13 protein-coding genes and 2 pseudogenes are annotated in these 17,121 nt (G+C 70.8%); 7 read left to right on the plus strand and 8 right to left on the minus strand.

Going from position 1 to position 17,121, the window contains the following annotated elements:
- Nucleotides 1-1,270: serine/threonine protein kinase (locus tag ACLEQD_RS17515; protein ID WP_410385417.1), on the minus strand; the 1,270-nt coding region annotated here is incomplete at its 3' end.
- Nucleotides 1,271-1,618: 348 nt separating this feature from the next.
- Between ACLEQD_RS17515 and ACLEQD_RS17520 the strand changes: the two genes are divergently transcribed.
- The 4 genes from ACLEQD_RS17520 (at nt 1,619) to ACLEQD_RS17535 (ending at nt 5,303) form a co-directional block, all read left to right on the plus strand.
- The gene (locus tag ACLEQD_RS17520) at nt 1,619-3,211 is read left to right on the plus strand and encodes a S8 family serine peptidase (protein ID WP_410385418.1); all 1,593 of its coding nucleotides are present in this window, start codon (nt 1,619-1,621) and stop codon (nt 3,209-3,211) included.
- Complete coding sequence (locus tag ACLEQD_RS17525) at nt 3,178-3,375, plus strand: S8 family serine peptidase (protein WP_410385420.1); 198 nt, start codon at nt 3,178-3,180, stop codon at nt 3,373-3,375. The genes ACLEQD_RS17520 and ACLEQD_RS17525 overlap by 34 nt, the downstream gene beginning before the upstream one ends.
- A 210-nt stretch (nt 3,376-3,585) precedes the next feature.
- Nucleotides 3,586-3,990, plus strand: coding sequence for a hypothetical protein (locus ACLEQD_RS17530; RefSeq protein ID WP_410385422.1), 405 nt, complete (start codon nt 3,586-3,588; stop codon nt 3,988-3,990).
- A 149-nt stretch (nt 3,991-4,139) separates the two neighbouring features.
- Nucleotides 4,140-5,303 carry a cytochrome-c peroxidase gene (locus tag ACLEQD_RS17535; RefSeq protein ID WP_410385424.1) on the plus strand — a complete coding sequence of 388 codons (1,164 nt, stop codon included), beginning with the start codon at nt 4,140-4,142 and terminating at the stop codon, nt 5,301-5,303.
- 4 nt (nt 5,304-5,307) lie between these two features.
- Here the strand turns inward: ACLEQD_RS17535 and ACLEQD_RS17540 are convergent, their stop codons facing one another.
- The 7 genes and pseudogenes from ACLEQD_RS17540 to ACLEQD_RS17570 all read right to left on the minus strand — a co-directional run bounded on the left by ACLEQD_RS17540 (nt 5,308) and on the right by ACLEQD_RS17570 (nt 14,532).
- A complete protein-coding gene (locus ACLEQD_RS17540) occupies nt 5,308-6,222 on the minus strand; it encodes a M24 family metallopeptidase (protein ID WP_410385426.1) in 915 nt (304 codons plus the stop codon).
- Nucleotides 6,129-7,607: a sigma-54-dependent transcriptional regulator gene (locus ACLEQD_RS17545; RefSeq protein ID WP_410385428.1), complete on the minus strand. Its 1,479-nt coding sequence runs from the start codon at nt 7,605-7,607 to the stop codon at nt 6,129-6,131. The genes ACLEQD_RS17540 and ACLEQD_RS17545 overlap by 94 nt, the downstream gene beginning before the upstream one ends.
- Nucleotides 7,604-9,141: pseudogene (locus tag ACLEQD_RS17550) on the minus strand (two-component system sensor histidine kinase NtrB). Before ACLEQD_RS17550 ends, ACLEQD_RS17545 begins: the two are co-directional and overlap by 4 nt.
- 61 nt (nt 9,142-9,202) lie before the next feature.
- A complete protein-coding gene (locus tag ACLEQD_RS17555; RefSeq protein ID WP_410385430.1) occupies nt 9,203-10,459 on the minus strand; it encodes a type II secretion system F family protein in 1,257 nt (418 codons plus the stop codon).
- A gap of 55 nt (nt 10,460-10,514) precedes the next feature.
- Complete coding sequence (locus tag ACLEQD_RS17560) at nt 10,515-11,627, minus strand: type IV pilus twitching motility protein PilT (RefSeq protein WP_410385431.1); 1,113 nt, start codon at nt 11,625-11,627, stop codon at nt 10,515-10,517.
- Nucleotides 11,628-11,672: 45 nt separating this feature from the next.
- Complete coding sequence (gene pilB / locus ACLEQD_RS17565; protein WP_410385433.1) at nt 11,673-13,373, minus strand: type IV-A pilus assembly ATPase PilB; 1,701 nt, start codon at nt 13,371-13,373, stop codon at nt 11,673-11,675.
- Nucleotides 13,374-13,604: 231 nt separating this feature from the next.
- Nucleotides 13,605-14,532, minus strand: a pseudogene (locus tag ACLEQD_RS17570) (bifunctional riboflavin kinase/FAD synthetase).
- An 81-nt stretch (nt 14,533-14,613) separates the two neighbouring features.
- On the opposite strand from ACLEQD_RS17570, the gene trmB reads away from it, so the two are divergent.
- The 3 genes from trmB to ACLEQD_RS17585 all read left to right on the plus strand — a co-directional run bounded on the left by trmB (nt 14,614) and on the right by ACLEQD_RS17585 (nt 16,918).
- Nucleotides 14,614-15,234: a tRNA (guanine(46)-N(7))-methyltransferase TrmB gene (trmB, locus tag ACLEQD_RS17575; protein ID WP_410385435.1), complete on the plus strand. Its 621-nt coding sequence runs from the start codon at nt 14,614-14,616 to the stop codon at nt 15,232-15,234.
- 176 nt (nt 15,235-15,410) lie between these two features.
- The gene (locus ACLEQD_RS17580) at nt 15,411-16,454 is read left to right on the plus strand and encodes a diguanylate cyclase (RefSeq protein ID WP_410385436.1); all 1,044 of its coding nucleotides are present in this window, start codon (nt 15,411-15,413) and stop codon (nt 16,452-16,454) included.
- 50 nt (nt 16,455-16,504) lie between these two features.
- Nucleotides 16,505-16,918: a hypothetical protein gene (locus ACLEQD_RS17585; protein ID WP_410385438.1), complete on the plus strand. Its 414-nt coding sequence runs from the start codon at nt 16,505-16,507 to the stop codon at nt 16,916-16,918.
- Nucleotides 16,919-17,121: the final 203 nt, after the last annotated feature.

Below are 17,121 nucleotides of genomic sequence, written 5' to 3' on the forward strand. Positions count from 1 at the left end.
CGGCGCCCCGCACGCCCCCAGAGCCCGGCGTGCCCCGCACGCCTCCAGAGCCCGGCCCCTCCGCCAGCCCCGCCGACGGATGGGACACGAACGTGCCCCCGGGCCCCATCGCCGGTCCGTCCACGTCGATGCGCCCGGTGTTGGGCCTGTTCCCTGACGGGTCCTCCAGGGTCCGCAGCGCCGTGGCCCCGAAGGCCGCTTCGTCCGGGGCCGCGTTGCTCCCGGATCCAGAGCCGCTATACAGCGCCGTGCCGGAACCGCTCCGGGGCGCCGGGGACGGCGTGCGCCGCTCGCCGTGCACGCCGGACGTCAGCTTGCGCTGCTCGGCGAAGGCCTCCGGGCAGAGAGTGCGGACGAACTCGCCCACCTCCTCCGCCCCCATGGGGGTGCCCGAGCGCAAGAGCTCCGCGTTGAGCGCCCGCGCGAAGTCGTCCGCCCGCGCGTACCGGTCCGCCGGAGCCGGCGCGAGCGCGCGGCGCAGCACCGCCTCCAGCGACGGCTCCACGTCCGGACGGAAGTCCGTCAGCGGCGGCACCACCGGGTGCGACATGGCCGCCATCATCTCGCCCACGGTGCCGTGGGGAACCAGCCCACGGCCCGCCAGCATCTCCCACACCACCACCGCGCAGGAGTAGATGTCGCTGCGGTGATCCAGCGGCTCCGCGCGGACCTGCTCCGGCGACATGTAGCCCAGCTTGCCCATCACCGTGGACGGCAGCGTGTACTTGCTGCGCGCGGTGGACTTCGCGAGGCCGAAGTCGATGACCTTCACCTCGCCCTCGTACGACACCATCACGTTGTGCGGGGACACGTCGCGGTGGACGATGCCCAGGGGCTCGCCGTCCGTGCCCGTCTTGCGGTGCGCGTACCCCAGGCCCTCCGCCATGCGCTGGCCGACGTAGAGCGCCACCGGCGTGGGCACCGCCCGCCCCTGCACCCGGGCCTGCTCCAAGAGGTACCCCAGGTCCACGCCCGCCACGTACTCCAGGGCCATGTAGTAGGTGCCGTCCGCCTCGCCCATGTCGTACACCTGGGCGATGGAGGAGTGGACCAGGTGCACCAGCACCTTGGCCTCGTGGTGGAACCGGTCCAGGAACTGCCGGTCCTTCACCAGCCCCGGCAGGATGGTCTTCACGATGCAGGGCTTCTCGAAGCCCGCCGCCCCGGACAGCTTCGCCAGGTACACCTCTCCCATGCCGCCCTGGCCCAGGAGGTGGACGAGCTCGTAGCGCCCGAAGAAACGGGGGGACTCTGTGGGTGCGGTGCTCATGGCTTGGCGCTCCGGAGCGCAGCACGGACTCCCCCATGGAATCAAGCCGCGAACCCCGCGCCTCCCCTTCCTTCCCTGCCTCCAGACCCCGCGGGCGCGAAAAAGAGAAAGTCCCGGGGCCAACGGAATTCCCGAGCCCGTGTTCCGCCTGACGACAGGTCTGTTGTGCACCCGCGCACGTCCAGGCCGTTCCCCGGGTCAGGAGCCGATGCGCGTTCGGTTGGGGATGCGTTCCCTCAGAGCAGCACACCGCTTCCATCCCAGGTGAGGGGGGCGGGCTCCTCCCGGTCCTCCGCCATGCGGGGGGCCGCCCTCGGGAGGGGTGTCCTGCTTGGAAGGAGCCGCGTCATGAAGCGTTGGGGTTTCGTCGGGTTGCTGGCGCTGGTCGCATGTGCGCCGGAGTCGTCCACGCGCGCCTCCGCGCAGGGCCAGGTGTGCCCGGGTGTCCTCGCCGGAGGCGTCGTGGGGGAGACGTCCGCCCGCCAGGGACTGGACGGAACGCAGCCCTCCCGGACGCAGGACGACGGGCGCGACCCGGTCATCATCCGCTTCCGCCGGGGAGACTCCACCCACGCCGCGGCCGTCACCGCCTCCGGCGCCAGCTTCACCGCGAGCACCGGCGCGAAGGTGAGCGCCGTCTACCGCAACATCCCCGCCGTGGCCGCGCGCGTGTCGCCCACGGAGCGCTTCCTGCTGGAGCGCAGCGACCTGGTGGAGAGCATCGAGGTGGACCAGCTCTGGAGCGCCCAGGGCCTGGCGCCCGCGCCGTCGCCGCGCCAGGTGGCGGCCGCCGACCTCACGCCCACCGACGAGTACACGGAGGGGCTGCGCCTGGTGCAGGCCCCGGAGGTGTGGGACGCGAACGGGGACGGCGTGCTGGACGAGGGCGCGCCCACGGGCCAGGGCGTGAAGGTGTGCATCATCGACAGCGGGCTGGACCTGGAGCACCCGGAGTTCAAGGGCGCCGTGGCGGCCAGCCACGACTTCCTGGACAACGACGACGACGCGAACGACCGCGGCGGCCAGGGCCAGTGGGTCCAGGGCCACGGCACGCACGTGGCGGGCATCGTCGCGGCGCGCATGGGCCAGGGCGGCGTCACCGGCCCCCGGGGCAGCCCCGGCGGCATGGTGGGCGTGGCGCCCAACGCGTCGCTGCTCATCGTGCGCGTGCTGGACCTGCAGGGGCACACGCAGATGAGCGTGGTGCTCTCCGCCATGGAGTGGTGCGAGTCCCAGGGCGCGCGCGTCGTGTCGCTGTCGCTGGGCGGCGGCACCGCCACGCGCAGCACGGTGGAGGCGTTCGAGGCGCTGCTGGACCACGGCCTGCTGGTGGTGGCGGCCGCGGGCAACCAGGGCGGCCCGGTGCTGTACCCGGCGTCCGACCCGTCCGTGCTCGCGGTGGGCGCGGTGGACTCGCGCGAGCGGCGCGCGAGCTTCTCCAACGCGGGCCCGGAGCTGTCGCTCGTGGCGCCCGGCGTGGACGTGCTGTCCACCTTCCCCCGGGGGCTGGGCGCCTTCGCGGAGATGTCCGTGGAGGACGCGTCTCCCCTGTCGCGCTCGCTCCTGTATTCGCCCACGGGTGACACCTCCGGGCGGCTGGTGGACTGCGGCCTGGGGGACTCCCTGGACGCGTGCCTGGACGCCACCTGCGACGGCTTCGTCGCCTACGTGCGGCCGGGCGCGGTGCCCGTGGATCAGGCCATGGCCAACGTGATGCGGCAGGCGCGCGCGCCGTCATCTTCGGCTCCGAGGACGCCCCCGCGGGCGGCGCGGTGGACATCCTCTCCCTGCCCCGCAGCGGCCACTGGGCCCCGGCCGTCAGCGTCAACCAGGCCGCCAGCACCATGCTGCGCCAGCGGCTGGGCGCGGACGCGCGGCTGTCCCTCCTGCCGGTGGACTACACCCACGTGTCCGGCACCTCCATGGCCGCGCCCTACGTGAGCGGCGTGGCCGCGCTCCTGTGGAGCGCCCGCCCGGAGCTCACGCCCCAGCAGGTGCGCGAGACCCTGGAGTCCTCCGCGCGCGACCTGGGCACCCCGGGCCGCGACTTCATCTTCGGCCATGGCCTGGTGCGCGCGCGTGACGCCTTGCAGCGGCTGCAGTGAGGCGCGCGTTTCTCAAAAGCTGGGAGGCGCGGCCCGGACGCGGAGCGCGGATGTCGGCGAGTGGAAAAATGCTCCGCGTGACGAAATGGAGAACTCACTTCTGCGTGGAATGAAGGCGCGCCGGGATTGTACGTGGCGCGCGCCGATGGCTGCCGGGAAGGCGGCCAACCTGGCGCAAAAAACCCTTTCATTCTTGAATTGAGGATCTCCATGTTGCGAATTGCTGTTGCCGCCCTCGTCGTTGCCGCTACGGGTTGCGCCTCTTCGAGTGGCGCGGCGGCCGCGGGTCGTGCGGGCAACGCCACGGTCACGGGCAGCGTCGCGTACCCCGCGACGGGCCTGCAGGGTGACCCGTGCTCGTCGGTGCGGGTGAAGGTGACGGAGGGCAACTCCGCCGCCCTGGGCTGGGGCGAGGTGAAGCAGAGCCGCAACAACCGCTGCAGCTACAACGTGGGCGGGCTGCCCGAGGACACGGACCTGAACGTGGAGCTGGTGGTGGACGCGAGCCTCAAGTGCGCCAACGGCGCGGCGCCCACCGTCACCCCGGGCCCCACGAAGATGAAGATCGCCAAGTTCGCGGCGCCGGTGGTGAGCTTCAAGCTGGCCTGCGAGTAGCGCTCCTGTAGTCCTGTTGAAGTGCCTCACGGCGTGAAGGCCGGGTGCTCCCAGGGGGCCCCGGCCTTCGTGCGTGGATGGCCGCATGCCCGGCGGGGAGACAGGGACCATTGATTGCTGAACACAAGGGCGCGAAGCTGCGCCGGCCCATGAATGGTCTCCGTCCGCGTACCGCCGTGCTCGCCCTGGCCCTGCTGGGGGCCGGCTGCGAATCCGAAGTGCCCTTCCCCACCGACGACGAACTGGATGAGCTGAGCGCCCTGCACACGCAGAGCGCGAAGCCGGAGGTGGACCCCACCAATAAGTGGGGTGACAACGCGGACGCGGCGGCGCTGGGCCAGCGGCTGTTCGAGGACCCGGGGCTGTCGCGCTGCGGGACGGTGTCCTGCAAGAGCTGCCACACCGGGGAGTCCTACACGGTGGAGACGGCGACGGCGGAGGGCTGCGGAGGCCACCAGTCCGAGCGCAACCCGCCCAGCCTCCTCAACATCGGCTACAGCCGCTGGTTCATGTGGGACGGGCGGGCGGACCGGCTCTGGTCGCAGGCGGTGCTGCCGCTGATGAACCCCATCGAGATGGACTCGGACGCGACGGTGGTGCGCACGCGGCTGAGCGCGGAGCCCTCGTACACGGCGGCGTACACGCAGCTGTTCGGCAAGGCGCCCGCGGACGAGTCCGACCCGGACCGGCTGATGACGAACGTGGGCAAGGTGCTGGCGGCGTACCAGCGCACGCTCAACCGCACCGACGCGCCCTTCGACGCGGACGTGCGGCGCTTCCTCCAGGCGGTGGAGGCGGGCACGCAGGAGCAGGACCCGGCGTACCTGGGCCTGAAGACGTTCGTGCGCAAGGGCCAGTGCGTGGTGTGCCACAAGGGCCGCGCGCTGACGGACGACAAGTTCCACAACCTGGGGCTCAAGGACTCCGGCCCGGGGCGGCGCGGGCAGGCGGACGCGGTGGACGCGCTGCTGGCGTGGCCGCTCAACGCCGCGGGCAGCTACAGCGACGCGCCCGGCGGCACGGACGCGGCGCGGCTGCCCACGCTCAAGGCGCAGGCGCAGGCGAAGCCCACGGAGGTGGAGGGCGCGTTCCGCACGCCGACCCTGCGCAACGTGGCGCTGAGCGCGCCGTACATGCACACCGGCGCGGAGAAGACGCTGGAGGACGTGGTCGAGTTCTATAACAAGGGCGGCGACCCGGACGGCACCTTCGCCGGCGTGCGCACGGAGACCATCGTCAAGCTGGACCTGAGCAGCGAGGAGAAGCAGGCGCTGGTGACGCTGCTCAAGTCCATGACGGGCGCGGCGAAGTAGGCCTTTAGCGCACCAGGTGGAAGGACGTCTGACGCTGGAAGGCCCAGTGCACGGCGCCTTCCGCGTCCACCACGACGTCCTCCTCCTGGGCGGAGCGCACGGGCTGGCCCTTCCATTCCGGCACGGGGCTGGTGGCCTGCAGCTCGATGGAGAACCAGGAGTTGGGCATCACCTTGTGCTCGCCGTTGCCGGGCACGCCCTCCTGGCGGTCCCACATGCCAATCATGGGGCCCGCGCCGTGGCCGTGCAGGCCAATGGGGTGGGAGTACACGCTGCCGTCGAGGCCCTCCGCCTTCATCTTCGCGAGCGCGGCGCGCAGGACCTCGTTGCCGGTGCGGCCCGGCTTGATTTCACCGGTGACGATGTCCTGGAGCCGGTTGGACGCCCGGAGCGCGGCCTTGAGGCCCGCGGGGGCGTCCGTCTCCCCGTCGCGCAGCACGTAGCCCATGTGCTGGGTGTCCGTGTTGAGGCGGAGCGCGGTGACGCCGAAGTCGCAGTGGAGCACGTCGCCGCGCTGGATGACGGGGTTGTCGCCCAGCTGTTCGTCGGTGGCGCCCTGGCGCTGCACGTCCACGTCCGGCTGGAACCAGGTGTCCAGGCCTTCGTCGGCCAGCCGCTGGCGCATCCACCACTCCACGTCCTGGGTGGTGGTGGTGCCGGGGGTGATGACGGCGCTGGAGAAGGCGGTCTGGATGAGGCTCCAGGCGTACTTCTGGAGGTCGGCGTAGAAGCGGACCTCGTCGGCGCTCCTCCAGCCGAGCACGTCCAGGGGCAGGCCGCCGGCGGGCTTGAGGCGCTTCACCCAGGTGGGGCCCAGGGCCTGGGTCATGCCCTCGTATTCGCCGTGGGTGAGGCCGTCCGCGAAGGCGATGGCGGGGGACACGTTGATGGCGATGGAGTCCGGCTTGCGCTCCTCCACGACCTGCTTGAGGAGCTGCCACTGTTCCGGGCCAGGAGCTCCGCGGCGCGCGTCTTCACGCCTTGCGCCTGCTTGAGCGCGGCCAGCAGGTGCCGGCGCTCGTGGTCGTCCAGGTGCCGCTCCAGGTTGAAGCCCTGGCCCAGCACCGGCTCGCCCCCGTCGCCCGCGCGGGCCTGGGGCTCCGCCTCGCCGCGCACGGAGGGCGGCAGCGTCGTGGGCCCCAGCACGTCCGAGTCCGACAGCGTGGCCGCGCGCTCCACCATGTTCTGCAGCTGGCGCACGTTGCCCGGGAAGGCGTAGCGCTCCATCAGCGCCAGCGTCTCCGGCGCGAAGCGCAGCCCCGGGCGCCCCAGCTCCTCCGCCAGCCGCGACAGGAAGTGCGTCGCCAGGGGCGGGATGTCCTCCGAGCGCTCGCGCAACGGGGGCAGCTCCAGGGTGATGACGTTGAGCCGGTAGAAGAGGTCCTCGCGGAAGCGGCCCGCCTTCACCTCCGCCTCCAGCCGGCGGTTGGTGGCCGCGATGACGCGCGCCTGGAAGGGAATCTCCGCCGCGCTGCCCACCGGCTTCACCTTGCGCTCCTGCAGCACGCGCAACAGCTTCACCTGCGTGGAGAGGGGCATCTCCCCCACCTCGTCCAGCATCACCGTGCCCTCGCCCGCGGAGACGAGCAGGCCCGGCCGCTCGTGCGTGGCGCCGGTGAAGGCGCCGCGCATGTGGCCGAAGAGCTCGCTCTCCAGCACGCCCTCGTTGAGGGCCGCGCAGTTGAAGGGCAGGAAGGGCTGCGCGGCGCGGTGGCCCCGCAGGTGGACGGCCCTGGCCACCAGCTCCTTGCCGGTGCCGCTCTCCCCCGTCACCAGCACCGTGCTGCGCCCCGGCGCCACCTTCTCCACCAGCTGCCACAGCGCGCGCATGCGGGGGCTGGTCCCCACGAGCAGCCCGCCCAGCCCGGGGAGCAGCCGCGCCTTCAGCGTGCTGTTCTCCTGGCGCAGGGCGCGCTTCTCCAGCGCCTTGTGCACCAGCAGCCGCAGCTCCTCGTTGTCGAAGGGCTTGCAGATGTAGTCGTACGCGCCCTCGCGCATGGCCTCCACCGCGGAGGACGGCGTGCCGAAGGCGGTGATGAGCACCACCTCCGGCGGCTCCTTGCGCGAGCGCGCCGTCCGGAGCACGTCCAGGCCGCTGCCCGCCGGGCCCAGCTTCATGTCGGAGATGACCAGGTCCACCTGGTCCTTCTCCAGCACCGCGCGGGCGGGCCCCACGCCGGGCACGCTCGTCACCGCGTAGCCCTCGCGCACGAGCAATATCTCCAGGTACTCGCGCATGGACAGCTCGTCGTCCACCACCAGCACGTGGCCTCGCGGGCCGCCTTCGTGGGGGAGCGCCGTCACAGGGGCAGCCCCACGAGGAACTCGGTGCCTTCGGCCGGGTGGGACGTCACGCGGATGCTGCCGCCGTGCGCGCGGATGATGGAGTGCGCGGTGGACAGCCCCAGGCCGGTGCCGCCGCTGCGGGTGGTGAAGAACGGCTCGAACAGGTGTCCCATCATCTCCTCCGTGATGCTGCCGGCCGAATCCCACACGCGAATCTGCGCCTCCTTCTCCGCCCGCGCCAGCGCCACCCGGACGGTCCCCCGGGGACCCGCCGCCTGGAAGCCGTTGCGCAGGAGGTTGATGAGCACCTGGCGCAGCTGATCCGGATCCACCGGCGCCGTCAGCGCCTCCGGGGCCCGCACCTCCATCTGCACCTCGCGGGCCAGGGGGTCCGCGCGCAGCATGTCCACCGTCTCCGCCAGGAGCGCGTCCAGCGCCACCGGCCGGCGCTGGGGCTCCGGCGGACGGGCGAAGCGCAGGAAGTCCTCCACCAGCCGCGCCAGCCGGTCCGCCTCCCGCGTGAGGATGCCGGTGAGCTTGGTCACCACCGCGTCGCGCGGCTGCTCCTGGGCCAGGAGCTGCGCGGAGCCGCGCATGGCCGCGAGCGGGTTGCGGATTTCATGCGCCAGCTGCGCGGACAGCGCGCCCAGGCTGGCCAGCCGGTCCGTGCGCTTCAGGTCCTCCTCCATGCGGCGCAGCTCCGTGAGGTCCTGGAAGACGATGAGCAGCGCGCCCGCCTCGCCCTCCAGGGGCGACACCGACAGCCCCAGCACCCGGTTGCCGCCGGGCGTCCGCACCCGCAGCTCGCCGCGGGTGGCGCGCGGCGCCAGCGTGGACACGCCCGGCAGCAGGCTTTCCAGGGGCAGCCCCACCACGGTGGCGTCGTCCTCCACGTGGAGGATGGCGTGGGCCGCCGTGTTGACGAAGGTGACGTGCCGCTGGGCGTCGCAGGTGACCAGCCCCGACGGCATGGAGGACAGGATGAGCTGCTGCAGCCGCCCCAGCCGGCGCAGGTCCGCCTCGCTCTGGGACAGCGCGCCGCCCGTCGCGGACAGCTGGCGCGACAGGTAGCCGGACAGCACGGCGATGAGCACCAGCGCCAGCGCGTTGCTGCCCAGCACGAAGAGCACGCGCGCCGCGGGCACCGCCACCGCGTCCGCCGGCGTGGTGAGCCGGGTGATGAGCAGCAGCATCGTAAACGCGAACGTGGACACGGCCGCGGCCACCAGCGCGCCGCGCCAGTCCAGCACCACCGCCGCGCCAATCACGGCCAGGCTGTAGAGGAACGTCAGCGGCGAGTCCGCGCCGCCGCTCAGGTAGACGAGCCCGGTGGCGATGAGCACGTCGCCCACCACCGTCACCGTGGCGTCCAGGCGCCCCGCGGTGCCCCGGCGCAGCCGCAGGCCCGTCACCACCGTGAGGACGTAGGCGCCCGCGATGACCGCGAACGACAGCGAGTCCGCCCGGCTGGCTCCTGCGCGGGCTGCGTCAGGAGCCTCGCCACCGTCACCACGAGCGACAGGCTCGCCGCGACGGTGCGGAACAGCACCAGCCACACCAGGCGGGGCCCCAGGCCCGGGGCCGCGCCCGACGTGGAACCGCCCTGCCGCGCGCTACTTGATCGCGCCGGCAAGGTTGAAGATGGGCAGGTACATGGCGATGAGGAAGCCACCCACCACGCCGCCGAGGAACACCATCAGCAGCGGTTCAATCATCGACGTGAGCGCGCCGATGGCCGCGTCCACTTCGTCGTCGTAGAAGTCGGCGATCTTGTTGAGCATGGTGTCCATGGCGCCCGTCGCCTCACCGACGCCAATCATCTGCACCACCATGGACGGGAACACCTTGGTCTCCAAGAGCGGCCCCGCGATGTTCTTGCCCTCGGCGATCTTCCCGCGCACGTAGTAGATGGCCTCTTCCACCGTGCGGTTGCCGGCCGTCTTCGCCGTCACGTCCAGCGCGTCCAGGATGGGCACGCCGGAGGAGATCATCGTGCCCAGCGTGCGCGTGAAGCGCGCCACCGCGACCTTGCGCAGCACGTCGCCGAACAGGGGCAGCATGAGGAAGGTCTTGTCCCAGAACTTGCGGCCCCGGGGCTGGCGGTAGCTCCAGGTGAAGGAGAAGACGAGCGCGGCGATGCCGACGACGGCGTGGAGGAAGTACGCCTGCGCGAGCTTCGACAGGTCCACGACCACCTGCGTGGGGCCCGGCAGCTGCGAGCCGAAGTCCGCGAACATCTTCTCGAAGACGGGCGTCACCTTGAGCAGCAGGAGCGCCGTCACGCCGATGGCCACCAGGATGACCACCGACGGGTAGGTCATGGCGCCCTTGACCTTGGCCTTGAGCTTCTCGTTCTTCTCACGGTAGGCGGCGAGCCGGTTGAGGATGGTGTCGAGGATACCGCCCACCTCGCCCGCGGCGCACAGCTGCACGTAGAGCTCGTCGAAGACCTTCGGGTGCTCCTTCAGCGCGTCCGCGAAGGTGCTGCCCTGCTCCACCTTGCCCTTGATGGCGAACACCACCTTCTTGAAGGCGGGGTTGTCCATCTGGCTGGCGAGGATGTCCAGACACTGCACCAGCGGCAGGCCCGCGTCGATCATCGTCGCGAACTGGCGGGTGAAGATGAGGATGTCCTTGCCCGTCACGCCCCCCAGGCCGGGCAGGGCCAGCTCCATGTCGAGGGCGCCCTTCTTGCGCACCTTCGTCGGATTGAGGCCCAGGGACTTCAGGCGCGCGTTGACGGCCTCGATGTCCGAGGCCTCCATCTCGCCCTTCTTGTTCTCCCCGCTCTTGGTCTTCGCCTCCCAGAGGAACTGGGCCGTGTTCTTCTTGGACGCTGTCGCCTTCTGCTGGACCGCTGGTGCCGCCATAACCTGGACCTCCGGGGAGGGCGCGAGTCTAACCCGCGAAATTCACGTCGGAAAACTAACGGGCTCCCGCTCCCCCGGCCGGCCGCTGGGCTCCACCCGGCGCGCCGCCCGTGGCGAGGATGTTGCGCAGCTCCTCCGGGTCGGAGGAGCGCCCGAAGGCCTCGTCCTGGGAGATGAGCCGGCGCGCCAGGAGGGCGGCCAGCGCCTGGTTGAACGTCTGCATGCCGTACTTCGCCTGGCCCACCTGCATGGAGGAATAGATCTGGTGGACCTTGTCCTCGCGGATGAGGTTCCGGATGGCGGGGTTGGGCACCATGACCTCCAGGGCCAGCACGCGGCCCGGGGCGCCGGCCTTGGCGACGAGCGCCTGGCTCATCACGCCCTCCAGCACGAAGGACAGCTGGGCGCGCACCTGGGGCTGCTGGTACGGCGGGAACACGTCCAGCACGCGGTTGATGGTCTGCACCGCGCTGTTGGTGTGCAGCGTCGCGTAGCAGATGTGGCCCGTCTCCGCGATGGTGAGCGCCGCCTCGATGGTCTCCAGGTCGCGGAGCTCGCCGACGAGCACCACGTCCGGGTCCTGGCGGAGGATGTACTTGAGGGCCGTCTTGAAGTTGCGCGTGTCCGCACCGACCTCGCGCTGGTTGACCAGGCAGTTCTTGTGCGGGTGCAGGTACTCGATGGGGTCCTCGATGGTCATGATGTGCTCATGACGCTCGGTGTTGATCTTGTCGATCATCGAGGCCAGCGTGGTGGACTTGCCGGAGCCCGTGGGGCCCGTCACCAGGATGAGGCCGCGCGGCTTCTTCACCAGCTCCGCCACCACCGGCGGCAGGCCCAGCTCCTGGAACGTCAAAATCTTGAACGGAATGGTGCGGAACGCGCCGGCGACGGCGCCGCGCTGCATGAAGATGTTCGCGCGGAAGCGTGACAGGCCCTTCACGCCGAACGACAGGTCCAGCTCGTTCTCCTCCTCGAACTTGTGCTTCTGGGCGTCCGTGAGGATGGAGTAGCAGAGCTGCTTGGTCTCCACGGGCGTGAGCGGCGCCGTCTTGAGCGGGACGAGTTCACCGTCCACGCGCAGCTGCGGCGGCGAGCCGGTGGTGATGTGGAGGTCGGAAGAGCCCTTCTCGACCATCGCCTTGAGGAGCTGGTGCAGGTTGGCCACGGATGCGTGTCCTGTCGGGGGAAAAGTGGTGGAGGAAGGGGGTGACTAGAAGCGGTCCGGCGCGGTGTTGCCCACGACCTCTTCGAGCGTCGTCATGCCGTCCATGAGCTTCTTGAGCGCGCTCATGCGCAGGCTGCTCATGCCCAGGCGGATGGCCTCCTGCTTGAGCTCCGCGGCGGAGGCGCCGTTGATGACCAGCTCCTTGAGGCCGTCCCAGAAGGGCATGACCTCGTAGATGGCCACGCGGCCGCGGTAGCCGCGGTCGTTGCAATCGCGGCAGCCGACCTTCTCGTACATGGTGAAGGTGCCCATCTTGTCCGGCGGGATGCCCGCGTCGATGAGGGCCTGCTCGTCCACCTTCTCCGCGGGGCGCTTGCACGCGGGGCACAGCCGGCGCGCCAGACGCTGGGCGAGGATGAGGTTGAGCGACGCCGTCACCAGGAACGGCTCGATGCCCATGTTGAGCAGACGGCTGACCGTGCCCGGGGCGTCGTTGGTGTGCAGCGTGGAGAGCACCAGGTGGCCCGTGAGCGCCGCCTTCACGCCGATCTCCGCCGTCTCGAAGTCGCGGATCTCACCGATCATGATGATGTCGGGGTCCTGGCGGAGGAAGGAGCGCAGGCCGGCCGCGAAGTTCAGGCCGATGTCTTCGTGCATCTGCACCTGGTTGATGCCGGCGAAGTTGAACTCCACCGGGTCCTCCGCGGTGCAGATGTTGGTGCCCACGTCGTTGAGGCTGGAGAGCGCCGAGTACAGCGTCGTCGTCTTGCCGGAGCCCGTGGGGCCCGTCACCAGCACCATGCCGTAGGGCCGGTCGATGGCCTCCTTGAACCAGGCCAGGGGCTGCGCGTCGAAGCCCAGCTTGGTCATGTCCAGCTGCAGGTTGCTCTTGTCGAGCAAGCGCATCACGACCTTCTCGCCGAAGAGCGTGGGGCACACGCTCACGCGGAAGTCCATCTCCTTGCCGCCGCCGATCTTGATCTTGATGCGGCCGTCCTGCGGCAGGCGCCGCTCGGAGATGTCCAGCGACGCCATGATTTTGAGACGGCTGGTGATGGCGTTGCGCAGCTTCATGGGCGGGCGCATCACCTCGTACATCACGCCGTCGATGCGGAAGCGGACCCGGAAGTCCTTCTCGTACGGCTCGATGTGGATGTCGGACGCGCGCTTCTTGATGGCGTCCATGAGGATGAGGTTCACCAGCTTGACCACCGGCGCGTCGTCCGCGGCCTTGGCCATCTCATCCAGGTTCTCCTGCTCCTCCTTGGCGACCTCGATGTCGTCGCCCACGTCGCCGACGATGTCCTCCAGCGAGGGGCCCTTCTCCGCGTAGTAGCGCTCGATGGACTCGCGGATGGAGATCTCCGACGCGACGACGGCTTCGATGTTGTAGCCGGTGAGGAACTTCAGGTCGTCCACCGCGAAGATGTTGGACGGGTCGCACATGGCCACGATGAGGGACGGCCCCGCGCGGTTGACCGGGATCACCAGGTGCTTCTCGGCCACTTCCTTGGGCACGAGCTTGATGATGTCCGGATCAATGTCGAAGTCCTTCAGGTTGATGGCCGGCACGCCGTACTGCTTCGACAGGAAGTCGGTGAGCTTCGACTCCTCGATGGCGCCCGTCTTGATGAGCGCCGTGCCGATGCGCGCGCCACTCTTCTGCTGCTCCTCCTGCGCCTTGCGGAGTTGCTGGACGGAGATGAGGTTCTCGCGCACCAGCAATTCACCGAGTCGACCGGACATTTCTGGGATGCCTCTTTGAGCGTGAGGAGGGAACAGCCAGAGCCCCGGCTGTCAGCGGGACCCGCGGGGGGAAGGAGGCCGTGCGACAGGGGCCTGAAGCCCTGGCACGGATCCTCCCGGATTAGAGGAAACCGATGCGCGGCCTGTCAAGGCGCCCCGGCGTGCTCCCTTGCTGTCCGGCGCCGCCTTTGCAGGGACGGCCGTCAAGGCGGCGCCGGAGCCTCGGGGGCCCTACCCGTCGCCGCGGGCCACCACGGTGCGGGCGGCCTCCACGTCGCGTTTGATTTGACCCACCAGCTCTGCGGCGGAGCCGAAGCGCTGCTCGGGCCGCAGCCGCTCCAGGAACTGCACCCGCAGCTCCTGGCCGTAGAGGTCGCCGGAGAAGTCCAGCAGGTGCGCCTCGATGGTGACCTCCGTGCCACCGAAGGTGGGCTTCACGCCGATGTTGGCCGCGCCGGGGCGCCACGGGCCGCCCGCCTCCGCCAGCAGGCGCACGCGGATGGCGTACACGCCGGGCGCGGGCCGCAGCTCGTTCTGCGTGTCCACGTTGGCGGTGGGAAAGCCGATGGTGCGCCCCCGGCCCGCGCCGGACACCACCGTGCCGTCCAGGTCCGAACGGGCGGCCGAGCAGGCGCCTGGCCGCGCCCACCCTGCCCTCCAGGATGTACTCGCGGATCCGCGACGAGGACGCGACGACGCCGTCCACGTGCACCGGCTGCACGACGTGCACCTGCGCGCCCCGCCTGCCCGCGGCCTCGCGCAGCGTGGTGACGGTGCCGGCGCGCTGGGCGCCGTAGGTGAAGTCGCTGCCCACGACGACGTGGCCCACGCCCAGGCTGTCGAAGAGGGCGGCCTCGAAGTCCTGGGGCGTGTTGCGCGCGTAGTCGCGGCTGAAGGGCTGCACCACCGCGTGGGTGAGGCCGCACGCGGCGAGCAGCTCCAGCTTGCGCGGCAGCAGGGTGATGAGCTTGGGCGCCAGGTCCGGCTGGAGCACCTTGCCCGGGTGGGGCTGGAAGGTGAGCGCGTTCGCGGGGGCGTGGCGCAGCGCCTCGGCGAAGAGGGCCTGGTGGCCCACGTGCACGCCGTCGAAGTTGCCCAACGCGAGGGCCTGCCCCTGAAGCTGGCGGCCCGCCTCGGACACGGACTGGAAGACCTTCATGGCCCTTCCCTATACCACCCCGCGCGCTTTTGCCCTGGCCAACCCACGCGGCTCCATGGTTAGAGGCCCCCCGTCCCCGCCATGCGCCCTGCCCTGCTCCCTGATCCGGTCGGCCTCAAGTTCGTCCCCCTGGAAGCGCCCCCGGACTGGGACGCGGAGTTCGGGTTCACGGGTCCCCTGGAGCTGGAGATCGGCTCCGGCGCGGGAGGCCATGCGCTGGAGTACTGCCGCAGAAACCCCGGCGTGCGCTTCGTGGCCTTCGAGTGGCGCAAGAAGTACGCGCGCGACACGCAGATGCGCGGGGAGAAGCTGGGCCTGAAGAACCTGCGCGTCATCGAATCCGACGCGCGCTTCGTGGTGCCGCGCATCTTCGCCCCCGGGTCGCTGGACGTCATCCACCTGCAGTTCCCGGATCCGTGGTGGAAGCGCTCGCACGCCAAGCGGGCGGTCGTGCAGCCGGACTTCGCGAAGCTGATGCTGGGGCTGCTCAAGCCCGGCGGCCGCTTCGACATGCGCACCGACGTGCAGGACCGCGCGGTGGCCATGCTGGAAATCCTGGAGGGCGCGGGCTTCCACAACCCGCTGGGCGCGGGCGTGTTCCACCCGTACGACCCGGAGGAGGTGCCCTCCACCCGCGAGCGGCGCTACCTGACGTCCGGAGAACCCGTCTACCGCGCACGTCTGGTGAAAGCCGCGCCGTAGTCCGTCCGGAGCCTGTCAGGCCCTGGACGCCACGGGGGCACCGGCCCCTCCGGGAGGCCGCGGAGGCCCTTGGCAGCGCCCTTCACCCGGGGGAGAATCCACCCACGGGGTTCCCGCCCCGGGGGATACTCGCGACGTGGGCCACGACCGCAGCCTGTTGGGGGGGTGGGCGCTTCATGCCGGAAGCCGAAAGGAAGCGGATGGCGGAGGGCGCGCGCCGGAGCGGACCCGCGAACGACTTCTCCGGGCGCACCGTGCTCATCGTGGACGATGATCCGGCGCAGGTGAAGCACGTGCGCGAGGGCCTGGCCCCGCACGGCTACGTGTTCAAGGAAGCGCTGGACGGAGCCCAGGCGCTGTCCGCCATCCGCGCCGGGCGGCCCGACCTCATCGTGATGGACGTGGAGATGCCGGGCCTGGGCGGCGTGGAGGTGTGCCGCATCGTCAAGGCGAACGCGGGCGAGGGCGGCTTCGGCTTCATCCCGGTCATCCTGATGACGGCCCGGCAGGCGGCGGGCAAGGTGGAGGGGCTGGAGCTGGGCGCGGACGACTACCTGGTGAAGCCCTTCGACATGCTGGAATTGGGCGCGCGCGTGAAGTCCATGCTGCGGCTCAAGGCGCTGCAGGACGCGCTCGTGGAGAAGAACCGCGAGCTGGAGTGGGCCAACCGGGAGCTGGACCGCCGCCGCCAGGAGCTGCTGGCCCTGAGCCGCACGGACGCGCTCACGGGGCTGTTCAACCGGCGCTACTTCGAGGAGCGGCTGAGCGAGGAGTTCATGCGCTCGCGCCGGTACCGCTCCCCCCTGTCGCTGGTGATGCTGGACATCGACCACTTCAAGCGCATCAACGACACGTTCGGCCACCCCTTCGGGGACGAGGTGCTGCGCGCGGTGGCGCAGACGGCCCGCGCGACGCTGCGGGAGGTGGACCTGCTGGCCCGCTACGGCGGCGAGGAGTTCATCGCCCTGCTGCCGGAGGCCGCCCCCCAGGACGCGCTCCGGGCGTGCGAGCGGGTGCGCGAGGCCATCGAGCGGCTGGAGCTGACGTGGAAGACGCCGGACGGAGCGTCGCAGGAGGTGAAGCTGACCGCGTCGCTGGGCGTGGCGACGGTGCCGGCGGACGACCTGCCGGGCACGGAGGCGCTGCTGCGCGCGGCGGACGCGAGCCTCTATTCAGCCAAGGGGACGGGGCGCAATCGCGTCCACCAGCACGCGGCCTGACGCACCTCGCGCTTCCCCACGGCTGCGGTTTGACCTAAACCGGAGGCTCCATGCGCCCGCTCGCGACGACGACCTGGCTGCTGTTCGCCCTCCTCGCCCTGGGCGGCTGCAGCCGGCTCCAGCCGGACTCCCCCGTGGGGGCCTACCAGACGTTCCACCGGCACGTGCAGCGCGGTGAGCTGCCCAAGGCCTACGCGGGGCTGTCGCAACCGACCCAGCAGGTCCTGAAGACGCGGGCCGAGCAGGTGAGCGACGCCTCGGGCGGCATGGTGAAGCCGGAGCCGATGGCGCTGTTCTTCGCGAATGTTCCCGTTCCGCCCGATGTTCAGGAGGTTTCCCTGCTCCGGCAGGAGGGCGACGTGGCGACCTTGGTCGTGCGCTCGGCGGGAAGGTCGGGCGAGGTCCGGATGGTGAGGGAGCCGTCCGGGTGGAAGGTGGACTTTTCAGCATCCCCCCAGCCGTGAGCCCGGGCATGCCCGGACCCCGCGCATCAGGTAACGTACAACCGTGAACGACAGGAAGACACGGCGGGTGCTGCCCGCAGTCGAAGTCATCCGGCGACCAGGCTCGACGCCCGGCAGTCCGGTGGCTCCGTCCTCGGCCGCCCCCACCCCCTCGCCGAGGCCCACGCCCCGGCCCACGCCGGTGGCGCCCTCCGCCCCGGTGG

The organism is Corallococcus sp. 4LFB (genome assembly GCF_046520365.1).
GTDB lineage: Bacteria > Myxococcota > Myxococcia > Myxococcales > Myxococcaceae > Corallococcus > Corallococcus caeni.

Excerpts from the sequence above, each read along its gene's own strand:
- ACLEQD_RS17520 (WP_410385418.1), top strand. The coding sequence starts at position 1,619 with ATGAAGCGTTGGGGTTTCGTCGGGTTGCTGGCGCTGGTCGCATGTGCG.
- ACLEQD_RS17530 (WP_410385422.1), top strand. The coding sequence starts at position 3,586 with ATGTTGCGAATTGCTGTTGCCGCCCTCGTCGTTGCCGCTACGGGTTGC.
- ACLEQD_RS17535 (WP_410385424.1), top strand. The coding sequence starts at position 4,140 with ATGAATGGTCTCCGTCCGCGTACCGCCGTGCTCGCCCTGGCCCTGCTG.
- ACLEQD_RS17555 (WP_410385430.1), bottom strand. The coding sequence starts at position 10,459 with ATGGCGGCACCAGCGGTCCAGCAGAAGGCGACAGCGTCCAAGAAGAAC.
- pilB (WP_410385433.1), bottom strand. The coding sequence starts at position 13,373 with ATGTCCGGTCGACTCGGTGAATTGCTGGTGCGCGAGAACCTCATCTCC.
- trmB (WP_410385435.1), top strand. The coding sequence starts at position 14,614 with ATGCGCCCTGCCCTGCTCCCTGATCCGGTCGGCCTCAAGTTCGTCCCC.
- ACLEQD_RS17580 (WP_410385436.1), top strand. The coding sequence starts at position 15,411 with ATGCCGGAAGCCGAAAGGAAGCGGATGGCGGAGGGCGCGCGCCGGAGC.
- ACLEQD_RS17585 (WP_410385438.1), top strand. The coding sequence starts at position 16,505 with ATGCGCCCGCTCGCGACGACGACCTGGCTGCTGTTCGCCCTCCTCGCC.